The organism is Rhodanobacter panaciterrae (assembly GCF_014651895.1).
In the GTDB taxonomy this organism is placed as follows: domain Bacteria; phylum Pseudomonadota; class Gammaproteobacteria; order Xanthomonadales; family Rhodanobacteraceae; genus Rhodanobacter; species Rhodanobacter panaciterrae.
The window spans coordinates 313,354-333,468 of record NZ_BMXT01000001.1 but is presented as its reverse complement, the minus strand read 5'-3'; the positions used below and the strand labels follow the sequence as shown (position 1 = coordinate 333,468).

The 20,115-nt window shown below is 64.0% G+C and carries 17 protein-coding genes; 4 read left to right on the top strand and 13 right to left on the bottom strand.

The genetic code is table 11. The annotated features are described in order from the left end of the window. Positions 1-150 precede the first annotated feature (150 nt). Entirely contained in the window at positions 151-3,063 is a 2,913-nt protein-coding gene (locus tag IE071_RS01480) for a valine--tRNA ligase (protein WP_189439412.1), read from the top strand. A gap of 76 nt (positions 3,064-3,139) precedes the next feature. Here IE071_RS01480 and rimI read toward each other — a convergent pair whose 3' ends face one another. The 3 genes from rimI to IE071_RS01465 are packed head-to-tail and all read right to left on the bottom strand — an operon-like array spanning position 3,140 to position 4,901. Then, entirely contained in the window at positions 3,140-3,622 is a 483-nt protein-coding gene (rimI, locus tag IE071_RS01475) for a ribosomal protein S18-alanine N-acetyltransferase (protein ID WP_189440840.1), read from the bottom strand. Positions 3,623-3,627: 5 nt separating this feature from the next. Then, a complete protein-coding gene (locus tag IE071_RS01470; RefSeq protein ID WP_189439411.1) occupies positions 3,628-4,122 on the bottom strand; it encodes a hypothetical protein in 495 nt (164 codons plus the stop codon). After that, the gene (locus tag IE071_RS01465; protein WP_189439410.1) at positions 4,119-4,901 is read right to left on the bottom strand and encodes a CDP-alcohol phosphatidyltransferase family protein; all 783 of its coding nucleotides are present in this window, start codon (positions 4,899-4,901) and stop codon (positions 4,119-4,121) included. Before IE071_RS01465 ends, IE071_RS01470 begins: the two co-directional genes overlap by 4 nt. Before the next feature lie 109 nt (positions 4,902-5,010). Between IE071_RS01465 and IE071_RS01460 the strand changes: the two genes are divergently transcribed. From IE071_RS01460 to IE071_RS01450, 3 genes are all read left to right on the top strand, one after another. After that, positions 5,011-5,436: a DUF4124 domain-containing protein gene (locus tag IE071_RS01460; protein WP_229792694.1), complete on the top strand. Its 426-nt coding sequence runs from the start codon at positions 5,011-5,013 to the stop codon at positions 5,434-5,436. Positions 5,437-5,547: 111 nt separating this feature from the next. Continuing rightward, positions 5,548-7,245: a proline--tRNA ligase gene (locus tag IE071_RS01455; RefSeq protein ID WP_189439408.1), complete on the top strand. Its 1,698-nt coding sequence runs from the start codon at positions 5,548-5,550 to the stop codon at positions 7,243-7,245. A gap of 286 nt (positions 7,246-7,531) precedes the next feature. Then, complete coding sequence (locus IE071_RS01450) at positions 7,532-7,855, top strand: H-NS histone family protein (RefSeq protein WP_189439407.1); 324 nt, start codon at positions 7,532-7,534, stop codon at positions 7,853-7,855. Positions 7,856-7,947: 92 nt separating this feature from the next. On the opposite strand, the gene IE071_RS01445 is transcribed toward IE071_RS01450, so the two are convergent. The 10 genes from IE071_RS01445 to IE071_RS01400 all read right to left on the bottom strand — a co-directional run bounded on the left by IE071_RS01445 (position 7,948) and on the right by IE071_RS01400 (position 20,106). Further along, the gene (locus IE071_RS01445) at positions 7,948-9,228 is read right to left on the bottom strand and encodes a threonine/serine exporter family protein (RefSeq protein WP_189439406.1); all 1,281 of its coding nucleotides are present in this window, start codon (positions 9,226-9,228) and stop codon (positions 7,948-7,950) included. Then, positions 9,225-9,671 (bottom strand): NfeD family protein, encoded by a 447-nt coding sequence (locus tag IE071_RS01440; RefSeq protein WP_189439405.1) that lies wholly within the window; start codon positions 9,669-9,671, stop codon positions 9,225-9,227. The genes IE071_RS01445 and IE071_RS01440 overlap by 4 nt, the downstream gene beginning before the upstream one ends. 10 nt (positions 9,672-9,681) lie before the next feature. Beyond that, positions 9,682-10,626, bottom strand: a complete 945-nt coding sequence (locus tag IE071_RS01435; protein ID WP_189440839.1) for an SPFH domain-containing protein — start codon at positions 10,624-10,626, stop codon at positions 9,682-9,684. A 49-nt stretch (positions 10,627-10,675) separates the two neighbouring features. Beyond that, positions 10,676-12,082, bottom strand: a complete 1,407-nt coding sequence (locus tag IE071_RS01430; protein WP_189439404.1) for a sensor histidine kinase — start codon at positions 12,080-12,082, stop codon at positions 10,676-10,678. Positions 12,083-12,121: 39 nt separating this feature from the next. After that, positions 12,122-13,462, bottom strand: coding sequence for a sigma-54-dependent transcriptional regulator (locus IE071_RS01425; RefSeq protein ID WP_189439403.1), 1,341 nt, complete (start codon positions 13,460-13,462; stop codon positions 12,122-12,124). An 88-nt stretch (positions 13,463-13,550) separates the two neighbouring features. Beyond that, positions 13,551-14,765 carry an ABC transporter permease gene (locus IE071_RS01420; protein WP_189439402.1) on the bottom strand — a complete coding sequence of 405 codons (1,215 nt, stop codon included), beginning with the start codon at positions 14,763-14,765 and terminating at the stop codon, positions 13,551-13,553. 11 nt (positions 14,766-14,776) lie between these two features. Continuing rightward, positions 14,777-16,099, bottom strand: a complete 1,323-nt coding sequence (locus tag IE071_RS01415; RefSeq protein ID WP_189439401.1) for an ABC transporter permease — start codon at positions 16,097-16,099, stop codon at positions 14,777-14,779. A 129-nt stretch (positions 16,100-16,228) separates the two neighbouring features. Next, the gene (locus IE071_RS01410) at positions 16,229-17,458 is read right to left on the bottom strand and encodes an ABC transporter permease (RefSeq protein WP_189439400.1); all 1,230 of its coding nucleotides are present in this window, start codon (positions 17,456-17,458) and stop codon (positions 16,229-16,231) included. Between the two features lie 7 nt (positions 17,459-17,465). Further along, on the bottom strand, positions 17,466-18,770 hold the full coding sequence (locus IE071_RS01405; RefSeq protein ID WP_189439399.1) for an ABC transporter permease: 1,305 nt from the start codon (positions 18,768-18,770) through the stop codon (positions 17,466-17,468). 127 nt (positions 18,771-18,897) lie between these two features. Then, positions 18,898-20,106, bottom strand: coding sequence for an ABC transporter permease (locus tag IE071_RS01400; RefSeq protein WP_189439398.1), 1,209 nt, complete (start codon positions 20,104-20,106; stop codon positions 18,898-18,900). Positions 20,107-20,115 lie beyond the last annotated feature (9 nt).

The following is a 20,115-nucleotide window of genomic DNA, read 5'->3' as shown; positions in this document are numbered from 1 at the left end:
ACACGCCACCCCTCTTCCAAAGGGATAGGGGGAAAAACTGGTCCAGGCTGCCACCGCCCATTTTTGGCAGCCCAGCCCCCTCCCCGTACAATGGCCCGCTATCCCCATGACAAAGCGCGCGCCTTGCGCGCGCCACCGAGCCCAATCCCGATGGAAAAGAGTTTCGAGCCCGCCCAGATCGAGTCGAAGTGGTACGAGCGCTGGGAAGCCAGCGGCGCGTTCCAGCCGTCGGGCCAGGGCGAGCCGTATTGCATCCTGCTGCCGCCGCCGAATGTCACCGGCACGCTGCACATGGGGCATGCGTTCCAGCAGACGGTGATGGACATGCTGGTGCGCTACCAGCGCATGCGCGGCATGAACACGCTGTGGCAGGTCGGTACCGACCACGCAGGCATCGCCACCCAGAAGATCGTGGAGAACCAGCTGGCGGTCGAGGAGAAGACACGGCATGACCTGGGCCGCGATGCGTTCGTCGAACGGGTGTGGAAGTGGAAGGAGGAATCCGGCTCCACCATCACCAACCAGATGCGCCGCATCGGTGCCGCCGCGGACTGGTCGCGCGAGCGTTTCACCATGGACGAGGGACTCTCGGCCGCGGTGCGCAAGGTGTTCATCGACTGGTATCGCGCGGGGCTTATTTACCGCGGCAACCGGCTGGTGAACTGGGATCCGGTGCTGGGCACCGCAGTGTCCGATCTGGAAGTGAACAACATCGAGCGCGACGGCCACATGTGGTCGATCCGCTATCAAACCAGTGACGGTAAAGACAGTGTGGTAATCGCCACCACTCGTCCGGAAACCATGCTCGGTGACGTTGCGGTCGCCGTGCATCCCGAGGATGAGCGCTACACGCATCTGATTGGCAAGACCTTGGCCTTACCGTTGACTGGCCGTCAGATTCCGATCATTGCTGATGCCTACGTTGATCGAGAGTTCGGTACCGGCGCGGTAAAAATCACGCCTGCACACGATTTCAACGATTATCAAATAGGTCAACGGCACGGGTTGCCGTTGATGACCGTGCTGACACTCGATGCCAAGATCATTAGCCCAGCCACCTCTGTAACGCCTGCTACAGGCGGCCCCGCTCAGATTGGTTCTCGCGGCTTGGCAGTCACACACGAACCGACCAAATACATTCCAGAAAAATATTGGGGTATGGATCGCTTTGCGGCTCGTAAAGCCATCGTTGCCGATCTCGAAGCCGCCGGCCTGCTGGTCGAGACCAAGCCGCACAAGTTGCAGGTGCCGGTGAGCGATCGCTCGGACGCGGTGATCGAACCGATGCTGACCGACCAGTGGTTCGTCGATCTCACCTCCGACACGCTGGCCGATGGACGTCCAGGCGGTCGCAAGACGATCACCGAACCGGCGCTGGACGCCGTGCGCTCGGGCGAGATCAAGTTCGTGCCGGAGAACTGGGCGACCACGTATACGCAATGGCTGGACAACATCCAGGACTGGTGCATCAGCCGTCAGCTGTGGTGGGGCCATCGCATCCCGGCGTGGTACGACGAGGCCGGCAATATCTTCGTGGGCGAGGACGAGGCTGACGCGCGCAAGTCAGCAACCACCACGCCGGTCGGCGCGCTGCGCCAGGACGACGACGTGTTGGACACCTGGTTCAGCTCGGCGCTGTGGCCGTTCTCCACGCTTGGCTGGCCGGCCAATGGCCCGGTAAAGAACGAGCGCGGCGAAGTCGTGGCGAACTGGGAGCAGGACAAGATCTTCCTGCCCAGCGCCGTGCTGGTCACCGGCTTCGACATCATCTTCTTCTGGGTCGCGCGCATGGTGATGGCGACCAAGTACTTCACCGGCCAGGTGCCGTTCCGCGAGGTGTACATCAACGCCATCGTGCGCGATGCCGAAGGCCAGAAGATGTCCAAGTCCAAGGGCAACACGCTGGACCCGCTGGACCTGATCGACGGCATCGAACTGGAGCCGCTGGTGGCGAAGTCCACCAAGTCGCTGCTGATTCCGCAGGTGCGCGAGAAGGTCGAGAAACGTGTCCGCAAGGATTACCCCGACGGCATCCCGGCGATCGGCACCGACGCGCTGCGCTTCACCTTCGCCGCGCTGGCCAGCTACAGCCGCACGATCAATTTCGACATCAAGCGCGCCGAAGGTTACAAGGCGTTCTGCAACAAGCTGTGGAATGCTGCGCGATTTGTGCTGATGAACCTGCCGGAAGGCGAGATTGCGGCACCAGCCGGCACGCCAGTGACCGAAGCTGAACGCTGGATTCTCACGCGGTTGAAGCAGACGCTCGGCGAAGTCGAACAGCATTTCATCAGCTATCGCTTCGACCATCTCGCGCAGGCACTATACGAGTTCACCTGGAACGAGCTGTGCGACTGGTTCCTTGAACTGTCCAAGCCGGCACTGAATGGCGACGACGTCGTCGCAGCCGCCTCGACTCGCCACACCTTGCTGGTGGTGCTGGAAAGCGTGCTGCGCGCCCTGCACCCGATCATTCCATTCATCACCGAAGAGATCTGGCAATCGGTGGCGCCGAAACTCGCCCTTACCGAAAACAGCCTGATGCAGCGGTCGTGGCCGCGCGCCGAGGAGATTGTTGCGGATGATGCAGCGACGGCCGAGATCGAGTGGTTCAAGAACGTACTCAGCGGCATCCGCAAGATCCGCTCCGAGATGAACATCTCGCCTGCCAAGACCATCCCGCTGTTACTCGCTGACGGTGATGCCAGCGATCGTGTGCGCATCACGAAGTTCGCCGCGCAAATTGCCTTCCTTGCCCGCACCGAAACACCGCAGTGGATCGAAAGTGGTGCCGACGAACCAGCCGCCGCCGCGGCTGTGGTCGGCACGCTGCGCGTGATGATCCCGCTCGCCGGCCTGATCGACCTCGGCGCCGAGAAGGCACGTCTGGCCAAGGAGATCAGCCGCATCGAAGTCGAGATCAAGAAGTGCGAAGGCAAACTCGGCAACGCCAACTTCGTCGCCAACGCGCCCGCCGAGGTTGTTGTCCAAGAGCGTCAGCGCATCACCGACTGGAACACCACGCTGACCGCACTGCGCGAGCAGGCGCAGAAGCTGGGGTGACGTTCGGTATCTCGCGGGTTTGCTTGGTGCATGTTCCGCTCTACTGCCATGAGCGGACGATCAAAAGCGCCGTTGCCTATTTCTCACTATGGTCTTCGACCATAGTGAGCGCCATCACGATCGCATCCTCGCGTCCCTCGTGCGCCGGGTAATAGCGCGGCCGCCGCCCGATCTCGCTGAACCCCACCGACTCGTACAGCGCCTTCGCCAGCGGATTGGACGGGCGCACTTCGAGAAATAACCGCTCCGCGCCGTTCCAGCGCGCGATATCCAGCAGTCGCCCGAGCAGATGTCGGCCCAGCCCGCGACCACGATATTCCGGCCCGATGCAGAGGTTCAGCAGATGTGCTTCGCCGGCCCCCATTGACAGGATGCCGTAGCCGGCGATGTCCGCGTCCACGCACAGCACCCAGCACGGATGCCCGGCTTTCACGCAGTCGCTGAAGATGCCGGCCGACCACGGGAAGTCGTAGGAGAGGTTTTCCATCGCGCTGACCGTGGCCAAGTCCTCGGCGCGCATGCCGCGCACCTGGATCACCGGCTTGATGACCGCGACCATCACGGCTAGCTGCCCGCTGTGGCCAGCGCGCGGCGCAGGCTGCGCAGCGCACTCCACAGCCGCCGTTTGGCGCCGGCGCTGGTCAGTACCAGCGCCGGTTCATCGGCCAGCACGATCTGCGCCTGGTGCATCGCCGCTGCCGGCAAGGCGCGTCCCAATGCATGCGCTTGTGCTTCGCCGAACACCAGATAGGCGCGCGCCTCAGGCAGACCCGCCGCGAGTTGGCCTCCACTGACCGTGACGCGCGCAGCACGGGCCAGCATCGCCCCGCAGGCATTGAGCGCACGACCCAACAGGTCGAGTTCGCGCGTGCTGCAGCCTTCCGGCAGCACCACTACGCAAGCCACTCCGTTGGCGGTATCCGTTACCGACGGATCCGGCTCGACGATGTCCACCGACAGCTCCGTTGCCGCTCGTCGCACCCACGGCGTCACACCCAGCGCGCGCAACACACGGTCGCGATGGCTGGCCGTCACATGTTGACGCGGGCTCGCATTCATGCCGGGTTGCGCCGTGTCCGGCGCCGATGCGTGGCCAGACCCCAGATTGTCCATACCGGCCCGGACAGCAGATAGACCGTGAAACCGGCAAACAGCACCCGAGGCGTATCCAGGATCAGTAGCGCGATCAGCAGCACTGCGCCGACCATCCAGCCGAACGGTACGCGCTGTCGATCTCCCATCGGCAGCGACTTGAAGCTGAAATAACGGAATCGGCTGACCATCAGCAGGCCGACGACCACCGCGATCACCGGCGTGATGAAGCAGAACTCACTGCCGGACAGGCCGAACTTGTCCACGCTCCACACGAACGACATGCACACCGCCGCCGCCGCCGGGCTGGCCAACCCCTGGAAATAGCGCTTGTCGGCCACGCCGACCTGGGTGTTGAAACGTGCCAGCCGCAACGCGGCGCAGGCGGCGTAGACGAAGGCGGAAGCCCAGCCCAACTTGCCCCACAGCGGACCGAAATCGCGCAAGGTGGACAGCGACCATGTATACATCACCAGCGCCGGCGCCAGCCCGAAGCTGACCAGGTCGGACAGCGAGTCGTACTGCACGCCGAATTCGGTCTGGGTACCGGTCATCCGCGCCACCCGGCCATCCATGCCGTCCAGCACTGCAGCGATGAACACGGCCACTGCCGCCTCGCTGTAACGCCCGCCGATGCTGGCGATAATCGCGTAGAAACCCGCGAACATCGCCCCGGTAGTGAACAGGTTCGGCAACAGGTAAATACCCCGGTGGCGGGGCGGGCGGACGGGCATGGGCTCGCTCATGAATCATTCCGTGACAGGATGCGCGCAGTGTAAACCATCGGCTGCTTGAGTCCGGGCCGTCACAGTGATAACAAGTAGCCTGCCGAATTCCCATGAAATGGAGAACACCATGCACCGTTCGCTGATCGTCGTGGCGTTGCTGTTGCTGACCCCACTGGCCGCCACCGCCCAGGTCTACAAATGGACAGACGCCAGCGGCACCGTGCATTACTCGGAGGCGCCGCCAGCGCAGGGCACGAAGTTCTCCAAGGTGACCACCACCGGTACGGTGCAGCCGCTGGCCGCACCGACGCCAGCCGAGGGTTCGGGCGGCAGCCGCGAGCCCACCGCCGCACCGGCCCAGCCGGTGGCGGATACCCCGGAAAACCGCAGCAAGCTGTGCACATCGCTGAAAGCCAATCTGGCTGCGCTGCAGGGCAGCGGTCCTGTCGTCATGCAGCAGGACGGCAAAGCCACCGCGCTCGACGCCGCCCAACGCAAGCAGCAGATCGATGCAGCGCAGGGCCAGTACAACCAGTATTGCCAGGCCCAATAATCACCCGTTGCCCGGCGCCGGCGCGGCTTCCCTGCCGGCGCCGCGCGTGATCAGCGAGGGTGCCAGCAGGCCGCTACAATGGGCGTCTTTCATCACGCCGGAATTGCCCGCATGCGCCTCAGCCAATTTCATCTGGCCACCGTCAAGGAAGTCCCCGCCGACGCCGAAATCGCCAGCCACCGGCTGATGCTGCGCGCCGGCATGATCCGCCGGCTCGCTTCGGGCCTGTACACCTGGAGTCCGCTGGGCCTGCGTGTGCTGCGCAAGGTGGAAACCATCGTGCGCGAGGAAATGGACCGCGCCGGCGCGATCGAAATGCTGATGCCGACCATCCAGCCCAGGGAGCTGTGGGAGGAAAGCGGCCGCTGGGCGAAGTTCGGCCCCCAGCTGCTGAAGATCAAGGATCGCAAGGAACAGGAGTTCTGCTACGCCCCCACCGCCGAGGAAGTTGTCACCGATTACGCCCGCAACGAGCTGAAAAGCTACAAGCAGCTGCCGGTCAACTTCTATCAGATCCAGACCAAGTTCCGCGATGAAATCCGCCCACGTTTCGGCGTAATGCGCGCGCGCGAATTCCTGATGAAGGATGCCTATTCGTTTCACCTGACACAGGAATCGCTGGCCGAGACGTATGCCGCGATGTACCAGGCTTATGTGCGCATTTTCACCCGGCTCGGCTTGACCTTCCGCGCGGTGCAGGCCGATACCGGTGCGATCGGCGGCAACGCCAGCCATGAATTCCAGGTACTCGCCGATTCCGGCGAAGACGCGATCGCATTTTCCGACGGCTCCGATTACGCCGCGAATCTGGAGAAAGCCGAGGCGCTGGCACCGACGATCGCGCGTCCGGCTCCTGCCGCTGCGTTGCAGCGGATCGATACACCGACCCAGAAAACCATCGCCGACGTCAGCGGCTTCCTCAAGGTCTCGCCACAGCAGTGCGTGAAGACCTTGCTGGTGCGCGGTCGCGATGGCCTGGTCGCGCTGTGCCTGCGCGGCGATCACGAGATCAACGAAGTGAAGGCCGGCAAGCTGGCCGAACTGCCGGATCAGTCGGTACTCGCCAGCGAAGAGGAAATCCTTGCTGCCACCGGTACTCGCCCAGGCTTCATCGGCCCGGTCGGCCTGCCGGATTCGATTCCCGTCATCGTCGACCGCGATGCCGCCGTGCTCGCCGATTTCGTCTGCGGCGGCCAGGCAGACGGCAGCCATTACACCGGTGCGAACTGGGATCGCGATGCACGCATCACCCGTATCGCCGATCTGCGCAATGTGGTCGAGGGCGATTTGTCACCGGACGGCAACGGCGTGCTGCATATCGCCCGCGGCATCGAGGTCGGCCATGTGTTCCAGCTCGGCCAGAAATATGCCGAGGCACTCAAGGCGAGCGTGATCGACGAGACCGGCAAGGCCCAGTTGATGACCATGGGCTGCTACGGCATCGGCGTCAGCCGCATCGTCGCCGCCGCGATCGAGCAGCGCCACGATGACGCCGGCATCCTGTGGCCGGAAGCGATGGCGCCATGGCGAGTCGCGGTGTGCGTGATCAACCCGAAGAACCTGCCCGAAGTGAGCGCAGCCGCCGAGGCGCTGTACCAGTCGCTGGGCCAGCACGGCATCGAAGCCGTGCTGGATGACCGCGGCCTGCGTCCGGGCGGCATGTTTGCCGACATGGAGCTGATCGGCATTCCACATCGCGTCGTGGTCAGCGATCGCGGATTGACTGCCGGCACACTGGAATATCGCGCCCGCGGCGAGAGCGAAAGTCGCGCACTCAGCGAAGACGAACTGTTTGCCTTGCTTGGTTGAGCATCGGGAGATAACCCCGAATTAACCGAAACGGCCGCTTTGTGCGGCCGTTTCTGCATTCGATGTCGTGAAATCTCCGAATCGATTATTCAAAATCGGCGGAAACACCATTAATTGCGTTTAATGTGAATGAGTACTTTTCGGGACGCATTACGCTTTACAACTATTCCGTGAATCAGCGAGAATCCAGACTGCAACAACTCTCCATGCGTCTGGCTCCGTCCCCGATAATAATCAGACCCTGGCCAGACCGCTTAATTCTCGACACTCACCCTGGGAGTCCATCATGGCCGTCGATATCAAGAATCTCAATCACACCCAGCTGAATGACCTGATCAGCAAGGCGCAGGTTCGCCAGAACGAATTGCGCAAGGAAAAAGTCGTCAAGCTGCGCGAGAAAGTGCACGCGCTGATCAAGGCCGAGGGATATACCTTCGAGGACATCTTCGGCAGCACCCGTGGCAAGGCCAAGCGCACGACCGGCACGGTCGCCCCGAAATACCGCAATCCGGCCAACCCGGCGCAGACCTGGTCCGGCCGCGGCAAGCGTCCGCACTGGTACAACGACGCGCTGAAGGCCGGCAAGAAGGAAAAGGATCTGGCGATCTGATCGCCCGCTCCAAATTGAGATCACGCATCAGTAAATCTGCATGTGATCCAAATAAAAACGCCGGCCTGAAAGCCGGCGTTTTTATTTTCGCTTCACAGCGATCGACGCGGCGAGACCAGCAGGTCGCCAAACATCAATCCAGCCACCAACGATACCAGCAGGGTCAACAGCAACAGGCCGGTATCCATGCCCAGCGACGTATCGCGTTCGAGCAGAAACGACATGCTGCGAAAACCGACACTGCCCGGTACCAGCAACAGAATGCCGGGCTCGCGAATCACCGCACCCGGCCGACGCGCGAATCGCGCGTAGATATTCGCCATGGCACCCAGCAGCAATCCACCGAGGAATACGCCAAACGGCGCGCCCGGCAGTGAACCGGAAATCGCGCCGCCCCAGCGCGTGGCCAGATAACCCACGATCACCGCCAGGATCACCACCGGCCAGTCGCGCTTGGCCGCACGGAACAGGATGGCGAACGCGATCGCCGCGACCAGCAGTGCGGGGTAATCGGTCCACGTCGGCAGCGCCGGCAAGGCGAAATCGCGCGCCGTGATGCCCAGCGCACCGCACAGCTGGGTGGCTGCGATGGTGCCGAAGGTGAGCTTGAGCAACGTCGACATCGCGCCCCCCATGCGCGCCATGCCAGAGACCAGATGCTGGCTGGATATCTCGCGAACTGCGGTGGTCAGCGACATGCCTGGGATCAGAATGATCAGGCTGGCCAGTACCACCGACTTGATCGCCAGCGGCACCACGAACGCGCTCACCACGATCGTCACCGCGGTGGCCACCAGCGCACAGATCGCATCGCTGGCCACCGCCAGCCGCGGCCGGTTGGCCGCCAGCATGCTGATGCCGCCGATGATCACGCCGATCACGCCGGCCACCAGCAGATCCACCCACGAGCTGTGCAGGAACAACGCCGCAATGCTGGCCGCGGACAGGCCATAGCTGGCGATCAGGCCGACCTTCTCGCGACGCGTGTCCGGTCGGCCCAGCGCACGCAACAGACGGAAGCCCTCGCGCAGATCCAGCTCGCCGGCAATCGCGCGATCGGCGATGTCGTCGGCCTCACACAAACGCTGCAGATTCACCTCGCCCGGTGCCAGCCGCATCACCTGGGTGGTCTGCGCCACGCCGTCTTCGCCTTGCGCCAGATCGGCAAAGGAAATGATGATCGCAGTCGGGCTGGACCACACATCGGCGGCCAGCCCCAACCGTTGTGCCGCGCCAGCCACCGCCGTCTCCAGTCGCGGCGCCGAGGTGCCGTACTGGTGCAGTCGCCGCGCCAGCTCCAGCAAAAACGCGATCCGCGTCGTCAGCGCCGTGGTGGCGAACTGCTGCCGGCTGATGGTGTCGCCCGCGCTCATGCCGCCGCGCGCACCTGCAAGGTGGTGCCTTCGACGGCCACCACTTCCACCGTGCTGCCCAGCGGCAGATCCGGCCCGCTGACCAGCCACTGGCCGTCACCGACGCGGGCCTTGCCGCGACCGTTGACGATCGGCTCGACCAGCACGTAACGCTGGCCGATCATCTGTTCGCCACGCCGGTTCAGGCGCTCGTCACCAGGCGCACTGCGCTCCAGCCGCGGTCGCAGCCAGCGCGCGTAACCGACGCAGAATGCGAACGCCAGCAGCGCGAACAACACCGCCTGCGTCAGCAGACCCAGCGTCGGCACAGCCCACAACACCACACCCATCGCGGCGGCGGCCAGACCGATCCACAGCATGAAATAACCCGGCAGCAATACCTCGCCGGCGATCAGCAACAACGCGAGAATCCACCACAGGTAATGCACGGAAAGATCCCACATGGCCGCGGCCTCAGCGCAACGGCGGCTGGATCGCCGCCGCCTTCTGCTGCTGACCCAGCGACTCCTTGGCCAGCTCGGCGATACCCGCCAGCGAACCCAAGATGCCGGTGGCCTCGATCGGCAGCAGCAGCATCTTCTGGTTCGGCGACTTCGCCATTTCCTTCAGCGCCTCGACGTAGTTGTTGGCGACGAAGTAGTTCAGCGCGTTGACGTTGCCGCCGGAGATCGCGTCGGAGACCATCGTGGTCGCCTTCGCCTCGGCCTCGGCCGAACGCTCGCGCGCTTCGGCGGCGCGGAACGCGGCTTCCTTCTCACCCTCGGCAGCGAGGATCACCGACTGCTTCTCGCCTTCGGCCTTGAGGATCGCCGCCTGACGGAAGCCCTCGGCATCGAGGATGTTTGCGCGCTTCTCGCGCTCGGCCTTCATCTGTCGGGCCATTGCGTCGATCAGGTCGCGCGGCGGCGCAATGTCCTTGATCTCGATGCGGTTGACCTTGACGCCCCATGGATGGGTCGCCTCGTCCACCACGCGCAGCAGCTTGGCGTTGATCGCGTCACGCTGGCTCAGCGATTCATCCAGATCCATCGAGCCGAGCACGGTACGGATATTGGTCATGATCAGCGCCAGTGAGGCTTGCTCAAGATTGGACACCTCGTAAGCGGCCTTGGAAGCGTCGAGCACCTGGTAGAACACCACGCCATCGACACGCACCACCGCGTTGTCCTTGGTGATCACGTCCTGCGACGGCACGTCCAGCACCTGCTCCATCATGTTGATCTTGCGCCCGACCGCTTGGTAGATCGGGATCAGGAAATGCAGACCGGGGCTGAGCGTGCGGGTGTACTTGCCGAACGTCTCCACCGTCCATTCGAAACCCTGCGGCACGATGCGCACCAGCTTGGCCACGCCAACCACGACGACGAACACGATCACCAACGCGAGAAGCTGTCCCATCATCCACCCCCTACTCCTGAAGAAGCCTTGAGTATAGGCGAGTCGATGCTTATCTCGGTGCTGACTGCGGCAGCCGCAGGCTCACGCGCAAACCGCCGCCTTCGCGATTGGCCAGCAATACGCGGCCACCGTGGGCTTCGGTGATCTCCCGCGCCAGCGCCAGGCCGAGGCCGGTGCCGGAGCGCTTGGTCGAATAGAACGGCAGCAACGCCTGCGCCAGCACGGTCTCGCTCATGCCGGGGCCGCGATCGGCCACCTCGATGCGCAGCTCGCTGCCGACTTCCAGGATCGTCAGCGTGACTTCATCTTCGACGCTACCCGATTCGTGCGCGTTCTTGATCAGGTTGATCAACACCTGCTCGATCTGCACGGCATCGAATACGCCCGGGCGTTCCGGTGGCGGTGCAGCCAGCCGGTAACGGCAATGCAGTGCCAAGCCTTCGAGGAATCGCGTCCATTCGACCGCCACCGGCTGCGGCGTGGGCAACTTGGCGAAGCTCGCATATCCGGCAATGAAGCCGTGCAGGTGCATTGCGCGTTCGCTGATGGTGGCAAACACATTGGGCAGGCGGTCGAGTTGGCCGCGCCGCGCCAGCTCGGCGCCGGAATGCGCCAGCGAGGAAATCGGCGCAAGCGAATTGTTGAGTTCGTGGCTGATCACCCGGATCACCCGCTTCCAGGTCGCCACTTCCTGCCGCGACAATTCACGCGTCATGCGCCGGAACAGCTGCAACCGATGCGGCCGGCCCTGCAGGCGGAACGCGCGCTGCGACAGATGGAAGGTTTCCTCGCTGCCGTCCATCTCCACGCTGAGCAGCGCATCCTCGCCACTTTCCACTGCCTTGCGCAACGCTTCCGGCGCATCGGCCAGCAGCGCGGCAAAATCCAGTCCGATCAGGTTGCGGCCTTCGTTGAACAGATGCCGCGAAGCGATGTTGGCGTAGGCGACGCGGCCGATCGAATCGGTCAGCACCAGCGCCACCGGCGTGTTCTGCACCACGGTGTCGAGCAGCAGTTCGCGTTGCACCAGATGCTGGCGTTGTTCGCGCAGGGTCTGCCCCAGCGCATTGTGCATGCGGATCAGTTCGCCCAGCTCGTCACTCCGGTTGATCGCGATCGAGAAACTGAAATCGCCGTCGCGGTAGCTCGCCACCGCACCTTCCAGCGCCCGCAGCAGGCGGCTCACCGGCGCCATCCCGAGGCCGGCCAGCCAGAATGCCAGCAGCAACAGCAGCACGGCGCAGATGCCGAGGCCCCCGTAGATGCCCAGATGAAGCTCGGGCTGCGCCTTGATCACTGCCGCCGTCGCCGGCTTTGCCGTCAGCGCGGTTTGCAGCCACAACAACAGCTGTGGCAGTGGCCACTGCGTGACACCGGCATAGATCAGCGCACCGGCCAGCGCCGCCACGCCAAGCAGCAGGGTCAGGCGCAGCTTGAGGGTCATCAGCGGTCGCATGGCCACAGCATCCCCGAAAAATCGATCAATGCCTATGCCTCAAGCAGGCGTGGCCAAGCCGTAACGCTCCATCCGCCGGTATAGCGCCTGGCGCGACAGACCGAGATTCTGTGCAGCGCGACTGACCACACCATCGGCCTTGTGCAGGGCGGTTTCCACCGCTTCACGGCTGGGCTCGTCGAGATTGCGCGCGGCGGCCACCACATGCTGCGGCAGATTGAGCAACTCGGGCGTGATCGGGTCGCTGCCGGTAAGCAAGGCGGCGCGCTCGATCGCATTCTTCAGTTCACGCACGTTGCCGGGCCACGGATAGCCCAGCAAGGCCTCGCGCGCAGCGTCGCCGAGTTCGGCGCGGCCATCCAGGAAGAATTCGGCCAGCGGCAGGATGTCGTCGACGCGTTCAGCCAGCGACGGCAGGTTCACTTCAATCACATTGAGCCGGTAGTACAGATCCTCGCGGAACGTACCGGCCTGGATCATCGCCTTGAGGTCGGCATTGGTCGCGCTCAATACGCGCACCTTGACCTGGCGCGTGCGGCCGGAGCCGAGCCGCTCGAACTGGCCAGTTTCCAGCACCCGCAGCAGCTTCATCTGGCCAGGCAGCGGCAGGTTGCCGATCTCGTCGAGGAACAGCGTGCCGCCATCGGCCAGCTCGAAGCGGCCTTCACGCGCCTTGTTCGCGCCGGTATACGCGCCGGCGTCGGCGCCGAAGAGTTCGGCCTCGATCAACTCGCCCGGCAACGCACCGCAGTTCACCGCGACGAACGGGCCACGCTTCACCGCCGAGTTCGCATGCACGATCGTCGCGATACGTTCCTTGCCGGTGCCGTTTGGCCCGGTGATCAGCACCGGCACATCCGAGCGGGCGATCTGGCAGGCCAGATTGAGCGTGCGCCCCATCGCCTCGGAAGCGAACACCAGCCCGTCCAGATTGTATTTGCTCTGCAACAGCTCACGCCGTTGGCGCCGCTCGCGCCGGCTGCGCGTCATCTCGCGGGTGGACTCGGACAGCTCCAGCAGGTTCTCCACCGTGGCCAGCAGCTTGTGGTCGTCCCACGGCTTGGCCAGATAATCCGACGCGCCGGCCTTGACCAGCTCCACCGCGGTTTCCAGATGCGTCCACGCGGTGAGCAGCACAACCGGCAAGTCCGCATGACGTTCGCGGATCGCCCGGAACAAGGCCACACCCTCCTCGCCCGAGGTGGTGTCGGCGGTGAAGTTCATGTCCTGGATCACCACGTCGACCGCCTCGCGCTCCAGCAGCGCCAGGCCTTCATCAGGTGTCAGCGCGGTGAGCGGGCGAATCTCGTGCAACGACAGCGCCAGCGAGAGCGCCTCGCCCACGGCCGGGTTGTCATCGATGATCAGTACGGTTCGCATCTTTCTTCTGCACATGCGGACATGGATGCCGCTCGGACCACAAAGGTTGCCATGACTATCGTCACGCGTATACCTGAGAACTCACTATTCATACCGACCTCGTCGCCACCACCGGCGGCACCGCCGCCGCGCGCAGCGCGGGGCCGAGCACGGCAAGCTGGCCTAGCCCCCACAGCACCAGCGCTGCGATCGGCAGGTAATACAACGGCAGGCGCGGCAATTCGTAGTGCTGCATCAACAGCAGGTTCAACGCGTAGGCCAGCAGCATGCCCAGCGCAATGCCGCCACTGACGATCAGGAAGTTTTCGATCTGGAAGTAGTGCAAGATGTCTCGACGTGTGGCGCCGATGGCGCGACGGATGCCGATCTGCCGGCGCCGCTGCTGCACCCAGAAACTGGCCAGTCCGACGATACCCAGCGCGGTCGCCAGCAGGAGCGAGACGATCACGCCGACCAGCATGCCGATCATCGCGCGGTCCTTCTGAAAACCCTCGGTGCGAAGGTCGTCAAGGGTCTTGCTGCCGTCCTGATCGAGCACGGCGTCCGGAGCGACCTTGCGTACCAAGTCGCGCGCTTCGCGCAGCACGCGCGGCAGATCTTTCGGATCGGCGCGCAGCAGGTAGCTGCCGGAAAGGAAAACACCCGTCTGCGCCGGCACGAAGATCGACCAGTCCTTGCTGTCACCGGGCCAGCGGCCGGGGTCCGGCCTGACCAGATGATCGATCACGCCGACCACCCGGTACTGCAGGTCGCCGAGCCAGAATGTCTTGCCCAGAGGATCGGCGCCTGGCCACAGATGATTGGCCAGCGTGCGGGTGATCTGCACCGATGCATTGTTGGGCATCAGTCCGGTGAAAGCCTGGAAGTCGTCCATTTGCGGGCCGCGACCCGCGACCAGTTTCACGCCCAGCGCCTCCAAGCTGCCCGGACCGCCGACATAGAACTCCACCACGCCACCGAACTTCTGCCCGGCCTGATCCAGCGTCATCCCCGCCGTGCCGCGCCGTGCGCCGAAGGGAATGGAATTGAGCACGCTGACCGACTGCATGCCCGCGATGCCGCGGAAGCCGGCCAGCACGCGTGCATTGAGATCGTTCGCCTGATTGTCCTCGTAGCCAGTCAACTGCACCGTCGCCAACGAGGATTGATCCACGCCGCTGTCGAGATGGATCAGGGCAATGCGGTTGGCGATCAGGAAGCAGGCATTGCACAGCACGGCGCAGGCCAGCGCGATCTCCAGCGCGATCAGCAAGGTGGCCAGCCGATGACGACGCAACGCTGCGAGTATGGGTTGAATTTGCATCGACAGGCTCCTTACAAGGTCTTCAACTGCAGGCCGAGCGGCAACCGGCTGGCGCGCAGCGCCGGCAGCACGCCGGCCAGCAAGCTGGCGGCGATGGCGAGCGCGAATGTGAGCAGGAACATCGACGCATCCAGGTGCGCGAGGTCGGCGTACGGCACCGACTGCTGGCGCACCAACCACAGTCCCGCCAGGGTCAGCAGCCAGCCGACGATGCCGCCGATCAACCCGACCATGCCTGCTTCCACCAGGCATTGCGCGAACACCGCGCCCCGCGTCGCACCCAAAGCCCGCCGCACGCCGATTTCGCCGCCGCGCCGCAGGAATTTCGCCAGCAGCAGACCGATGGTGTTGAACAGGCAGATCGCCAGGAACGCAAATGCCAGCCAGGTCTGCAGGCGTACATCGCTGGGCACCACGCCTTCATAGTCGAGCCATTGCATCAGGCTGCGCAGGCGCGTGTTCTGCGGGCGTACGATACGGCCGAGCACTTTCTGCTGGGCCGCGTAGCCGTCCAAGAACTGTTTGTATGCGACCACCTTGCTGCTGTCGCCCAGCTGCACCCAGAGACGCACCCACACGCAGGGCGAATTCCGCAGGTGGCCGGGATGGTCGGGCAGATGCCAGCAGGTGTACTGGCTGAAATTGCCGTCGTTGAGTTCGAGCCCGGTGAAGAACGGCGTGAATATGTCCTCCGTCTTGCTGTAGAGATCGGCGGTGTCGCCGTTGGCGTAGTGGGCACCGGCCACCATGTAGAACAACGGCGATGGTCGCCACGGTTTGAGCACGCCGATGATGCGTACATCGGTATCGCGCAGGCGCAGGGTGCGGCCAACGCTGTTGGCGCCGCCAAACAGTTTCTGGTTGAGATCCGCCGAAATCACCGCGACCTGGGCGCGCTTGGTGTCGTCCTCCGCGGTCCAGCCGTTGCCGTACTGGAACGGCACGTCGAACATCGAAAAGAAATCCGCCGTGATCGACGCCATCGCCGGCATCATCGCCGGCAGGTTGACGTCGGGTGCGCGCATGCGCACCGGGCTTTCGATGATCAGGGTCTGGCGATCGGCGCGATGCGCGCTCCACAGGTCAACCGCCGACTGGTAATCGATCACGTCATACGGCTCCTTCCGATCTCCCGGGGTCGGATCCGGATCGATCTGCGCATAGAACAGGTGGGCGCTACGAGCCGGGATCGGATCGCCCGACAACAGCCGCATCACCGTCAGCGTGGTCATGCTTGCACCGATACCGACGGCGATCGCGATCACCATCAGCGCGGTGAGCACCTTGTTGCGCTTGAGGCTGCGGAAAGCCAGATCAAGGTAATAACCGAACATTCGTCCTACTCCATGGCTGTTCCCTCCCCCTGCAACGCAGGGGGAGGTCGGGAGGGGGTAGCTCTTCCGTCACGGCAAGAGCACCCCACCCCGGCCCTCCCCTGCAACGCAGGGGAGGGAGCAAAAACATCACACCGACCTCGTCGCCACCACCGGTGGCACGGAGGCCGCTTTCTGCGCCGGCCCGAATACCGACGCCTGACCCAGCAGCCACAGCGCCAGCGCGCCGCCCGGCAGGTAGTACCAGGGCATGCGCGACATTTCGTAGTGCTGCATCAGATAGACGTTGATGCCGAAAGCCAGCCCCATGCCGACGACTACGCCGGCCGTGGTCAGCAACAGGTTCTCGGTCTGGAAGTACTGCATGATGTGGCGGCGCGTGGCACCCACCGCGCGGCGGATGCCGATCTGCCGACGCCGCTGACCGACCCAGAAACTGGTCAGGCCGACGATGCCGAACGCGGTCACCGCCAGCATCACCACGCATACCAGCACCAGCATCCACGCCATGCTGCTCATGTTCGCGAAATATTTCTCGCGGATGTCCACGTAGATCTGACCCTTGGCGACCGCGCCGGGATTGAGCTCGGCCAGCTTCTGCTCGGCTTCGCGCATGATGCGGTCGCGGTCCTGCGGCGCACCGCGCAGGATGTAGTAGCTCAACGCACCCTTGCTGCCGGCAGCGCTCATCGGGAAGTACACGGCGTCGTACGACTTGCGCGTGTTCGTCGTAGAGATGTTGGGTCGCAGCACATCTTCGACCACGCCGACCACCGTGTAGTAATACGGCTTGGAATAGATCGTCTTGCCCAGTGCCGACTGCCCGGGCCAGAAATTTTCTGCCGCGGCGTGAGTCATCACGACCGCATGCGTCTCCGGCAGCGGCGCGGTATCGAACTTGCTGTCGGCCAGTTCGTCCGCGTTGAAGAAGCGTCCCTGCAGCATGTGCAGACCGAGCGCCTTGTCACCGCTCTCGCCGATGAAATACAACGACACGTTGATGTTCTTCTGGTTGGCGATGACCGAATCGGCGTTCACGCCGAAGCTCCAGCCCCAATTGTTGGTACTGAGCGGCAGGCTGCTGGTGATGGCTACCTGCTGCACCCCGGCGATGCCACGCAGCGCGGCCAGATTGCGTGGAATCTCGCTGCCGACCAGTTTGTCGTCAGTGCCGCGCAGGGTGACCGTGACCAGACCCTGCTCGTCGATCGCGCTGGGCAAGCGGATGTCGTTCACCCGCTGACTGATCATGAACACGGCATTGCACAGCACCGCGCAGGCCAGTGCGATCTCCAGCACGATCAGCAGGGCCGGAATGCGGTGCTTGCGCAGGCTGGCAAAAATCGGACGGATTTCCATGATGACCTCAGGCAGCTTTGAGTTGAGGGGCCGGTGCCAGCACGCAGGCGCGCCAGGCTGGCAAGATGCCGGCGATCAGGCTGGCAACCAGGGCCACGACAAAGGTGAACAGGAACATCTCGAGATCGAGATGCGCGAGGCTGGCGTACTGCGCCGGCTGATGGCGGATGCCGAGCAGCCCCAGTTCGGCAAACAGCAAACCCAGCACGCCGCCGGCCAGACCGACGATGCCGGCCTCGACCATGAACTGGGTAAAGATCTCGCGCCGGGTCGCACCTAGCGCACGTCGCACACCGATCTCCCCCGAGCGGCGCAGACACTTGGCCAGCAACAAGCCGACCGTATTGACCACGCAGATCAGCAGGAAGCCGAACGCGAGGCCGGCCTGCAGCCGCACGTCGTCAGGTACCACCTGCTCCTGGCGCAGCCAGCCCATCAGATCCAGCAGCGAAGTCTCGGTGCGCTGGAACCGACCCAGCGCCACCTGCTGCTTCACATAGCCGTCGAGGAAGGTCTTGTAGCCCGCCACCGCCTCGTCGCTGTTGAGCTCGACCCAGACGCCCAGCCACTCGCACGGCGCCGTCTCGATGTGCTTGACGTCGGGAACCGCGGCATAGCACTCGATGTCCTGTGGCCCCATCTCCATCGCACGCGCCGTCTGCAGCGGCAGGAACACCGCTTCGCCGTCGCCGTAGCTGCGCCCACCGAGATCCTGTGCGTAAAAGCGCGGCTGCGGCGCCCACGGTTTCAGCACGCCGACGATGCGCATGTCGTGATCGTTGACGCGGATCACCCGGCCCACACTGTTGGCGCCGGCGAACAGCTTGTCGTTGAGAAAGCCGGCGATCACCACCAGCTGCGCGCGGCCGTCGTCATCCGCCGCGGTCCAGCCGCCACCGTACTGGAACGGCGCATCGAACATCGCGAAAAAATCCGCCGTGGTCATCACCGCATCGCTGAAGAACGGGCGCGCGTTGGCCTGTTTCGGGATCACCTTGGCCTGGGTCAACGCCATTGCCGCCTGGTGCGTGCCGCGATGGGCCTGCAGCAGATTCATCGCGTCGACATAGGTCATGATCGAGTCGGGCTTGGTCTGCCCCTCGATGTAGCCCTCCTTCGCATTCGGATCGATCTGCGGGTAGAACAGCTGCGTGCTTTTCTGCGGCAGCGGATCGCCGGACAGCAGCCGCAGCACGGTCAGCGTGGTGATCGTCGCGCCGATGCCGAGCGCCAGCGCCATCACCATCAACGCTGTGAGCACCCGGTTGCGCTTCAGGCTGCGCAACGCCAGTTCGATGTAGTAGGCAAACATTCCACGTGCTCCATGGTTGTCTCCTCCCCCTGCGATCGCAGGGGGAGGTTGGGAGGGGGTGCTCTCCGGCGAACCAAAAGCACCCCTCCCCAGCCCTCCCCTGCAAAGCAGGGGAGGGAGTAAAAGCTCACACGCTGCGCGTCGCCACCACCGGTGGCACCGCGGACGCACGCAGTGCCGGCCCCAACACCGCCGCCTGCCCGATCAGCCACAGTGCGAGTGCACCGACCGGCAGATAGACGATCGGCAGCCGTGGCAGTTCGTAGTGCATCGTCAGCAACAGGTTCAACGCGAACGTCAGCAACACGCCCAGCACAATGCCGCCGCTGACGATCAGGAAATTCTCGGTCTGGAAGTAATGCAGGATGTCGCGACGGGTGGCGCCTAGCGCACGCCTGATACCGATCTGACGACGTCGCTGCTGCACCCAGAAATTGGCCAGCCCGGCGATGCCCATCGCCGTCACCAGCAGCATCGCCACGCACACCGCCAGCAGCAGCCACGCCAGCGAGGCGTCCTGTCGAAAATAATCGGCGCGCGCGTCGGCGTAGCTACCCTTGGCATTGATCAACATGTCGGGATCGAGGCGCATCAGCAGCTCGGCGGATTCGCGCACCAACCGTTCGCGATCCTGCGGATCGACCCGCATCACATACAACCCCGAGTACGCTGCCACCGGCTTTATCGCGAACAACGCCGTATAGCCGGGCACGAAATCCTCGCGCAGGTAGCCGCGCACCATTCGCTGTACCACACCGATCACGGTGTAGCTTCGGGTAGGGCTACGCCAGATCTTCTGCCCGATCGGGTTCTGCCCCGGCCACAATCGTTCGGCGAGTTCGCGCGGCACGATCACCACCGGCGACAGCGGTTTGGACGTCTGATCCACGCCGTCGTAATCCGCGTCGGTGAAACCACGCCCCTGCACGACCGTCAGACCCAGCGTATCCAGATAGCCGGGCGTACCCGCGACCATGCCGACGCTCGGCGCGCGGATTTTCATGTCCGCGGTCAGCCACGGCTTGAAGTTGATCGACATGTTTTCCAGCGGCAGACCGAACATCGCCACCGCCGATTTCACCCCTGCCAGACCCCGCAGCGCGAGCAGGTTCCGCGTGATCAGCGGCGCGTTGGCGTCGGCGCCGACACCATCGGTGCGAACGAAGATCAGCCGATCTTCGGTGATGCCGGTGTCGATGCGCATCTGCTGCACGCGCTGGTTGATGATGAACACAGCGTTGCACAGGATCGCGAAGGCCACCGCAATCTCGAACACCACCAGCAGGCAGACCAGCTTGTGGCGAGGCAACGCGGCGAGGACGTGTCGTATCTGCATGCGTAGGCC

Excerpts from the sequence above, each read along its gene's own strand:
- rimI (WP_189440840.1), bottom strand. The coding sequence starts at position 3,622 with ATGGTCGCGGTCATCAAGCCGGTGATCCAGGTGCGCGGCATGCGCGCC.
- IE071_RS01450 (WP_189439407.1), top strand. The coding sequence starts at position 7,532 with ATGGCCGTCGATATCAAGAATCTCAATCACACCCAGCTGAATGACCTG.
- IE071_RS01415 (WP_189439401.1), bottom strand. The coding sequence starts at position 16,099 with ATGTTCGGTTATTACCTTGATCTGGCTTTCCGCAGCCTCAAGCGCAAC.
- IE071_RS01420 (WP_189439402.1), bottom strand. The coding sequence starts at position 14,765 with ATGCAAATTCAACCCATACTCGCAGCGTTGCGTCGTCATCGGCTGGCC.
- IE071_RS01430 (WP_189439404.1), bottom strand. The coding sequence starts at position 12,082 with ATGCGACCGCTGATGACCCTCAAGCTGCGCCTGACCCTGCTGCTTGGC.
- IE071_RS01400 (WP_189439398.1), bottom strand. The coding sequence starts at position 20,106 with ATGCAGATACGACACGTCCTCGCCGCGTTGCCTCGCCACAAGCTGGTC.
- IE071_RS01455 (WP_189439408.1), top strand. The coding sequence starts at position 5,548 with ATGCGCCTCAGCCAATTTCATCTGGCCACCGTCAAGGAAGTCCCCGCC.
- IE071_RS01440 (WP_189439405.1), bottom strand. The coding sequence starts at position 9,671 with ATGTGGGATCTTTCCGTGCATTACCTGTGGTGGATTCTCGCGTTGTTG.
- IE071_RS01435 (WP_189440839.1), bottom strand. The coding sequence starts at position 10,626 with ATGGGACAGCTTCTCGCGTTGGTGATCGTGTTCGTCGTCGTGGTTGGC.
- IE071_RS01460 (WP_229792694.1), top strand. The coding sequence starts at position 5,011 with ATGCACCGTTCGCTGATCGTCGTGGCGTTGCTGTTGCTGACCCCACTG.
- IE071_RS01410 (WP_189439400.1), bottom strand. The coding sequence starts at position 17,458 with ATGGAAATCCGTCCGATTTTTGCCAGCCTGCGCAAGCACCGCATTCCG.
- IE071_RS01480 (WP_189439412.1), top strand. The coding sequence starts at position 151 with ATGGAAAAGAGTTTCGAGCCCGCCCAGATCGAGTCGAAGTGGTACGAG.
- IE071_RS01465 (WP_189439410.1), bottom strand. The coding sequence starts at position 4,901 with ATGAGCGAGCCCATGCCCGTCCGCCCGCCCCGCCACCGGGGTATTTAC.
- IE071_RS01425 (WP_189439403.1), bottom strand. The coding sequence starts at position 13,462 with ATGCGAACCGTACTGATCATCGATGACAACCCGGCCGTGGGCGAGGCG.
- IE071_RS01405 (WP_189439399.1), bottom strand. The coding sequence starts at position 18,770 with ATGTTTGCCTACTACATCGAACTGGCGTTGCGCAGCCTGAAGCGCAAC.
- IE071_RS01470 (WP_189439411.1), bottom strand. The coding sequence starts at position 4,122 with ATGAATGCGAGCCCGCGTCAACATGTGACGGCCAGCCATCGCGACCGT.
- IE071_RS01445 (WP_189439406.1), bottom strand. The coding sequence starts at position 9,228 with ATGAGCGCGGGCGACACCATCAGCCGGCAGCAGTTCGCCACCACGGCG.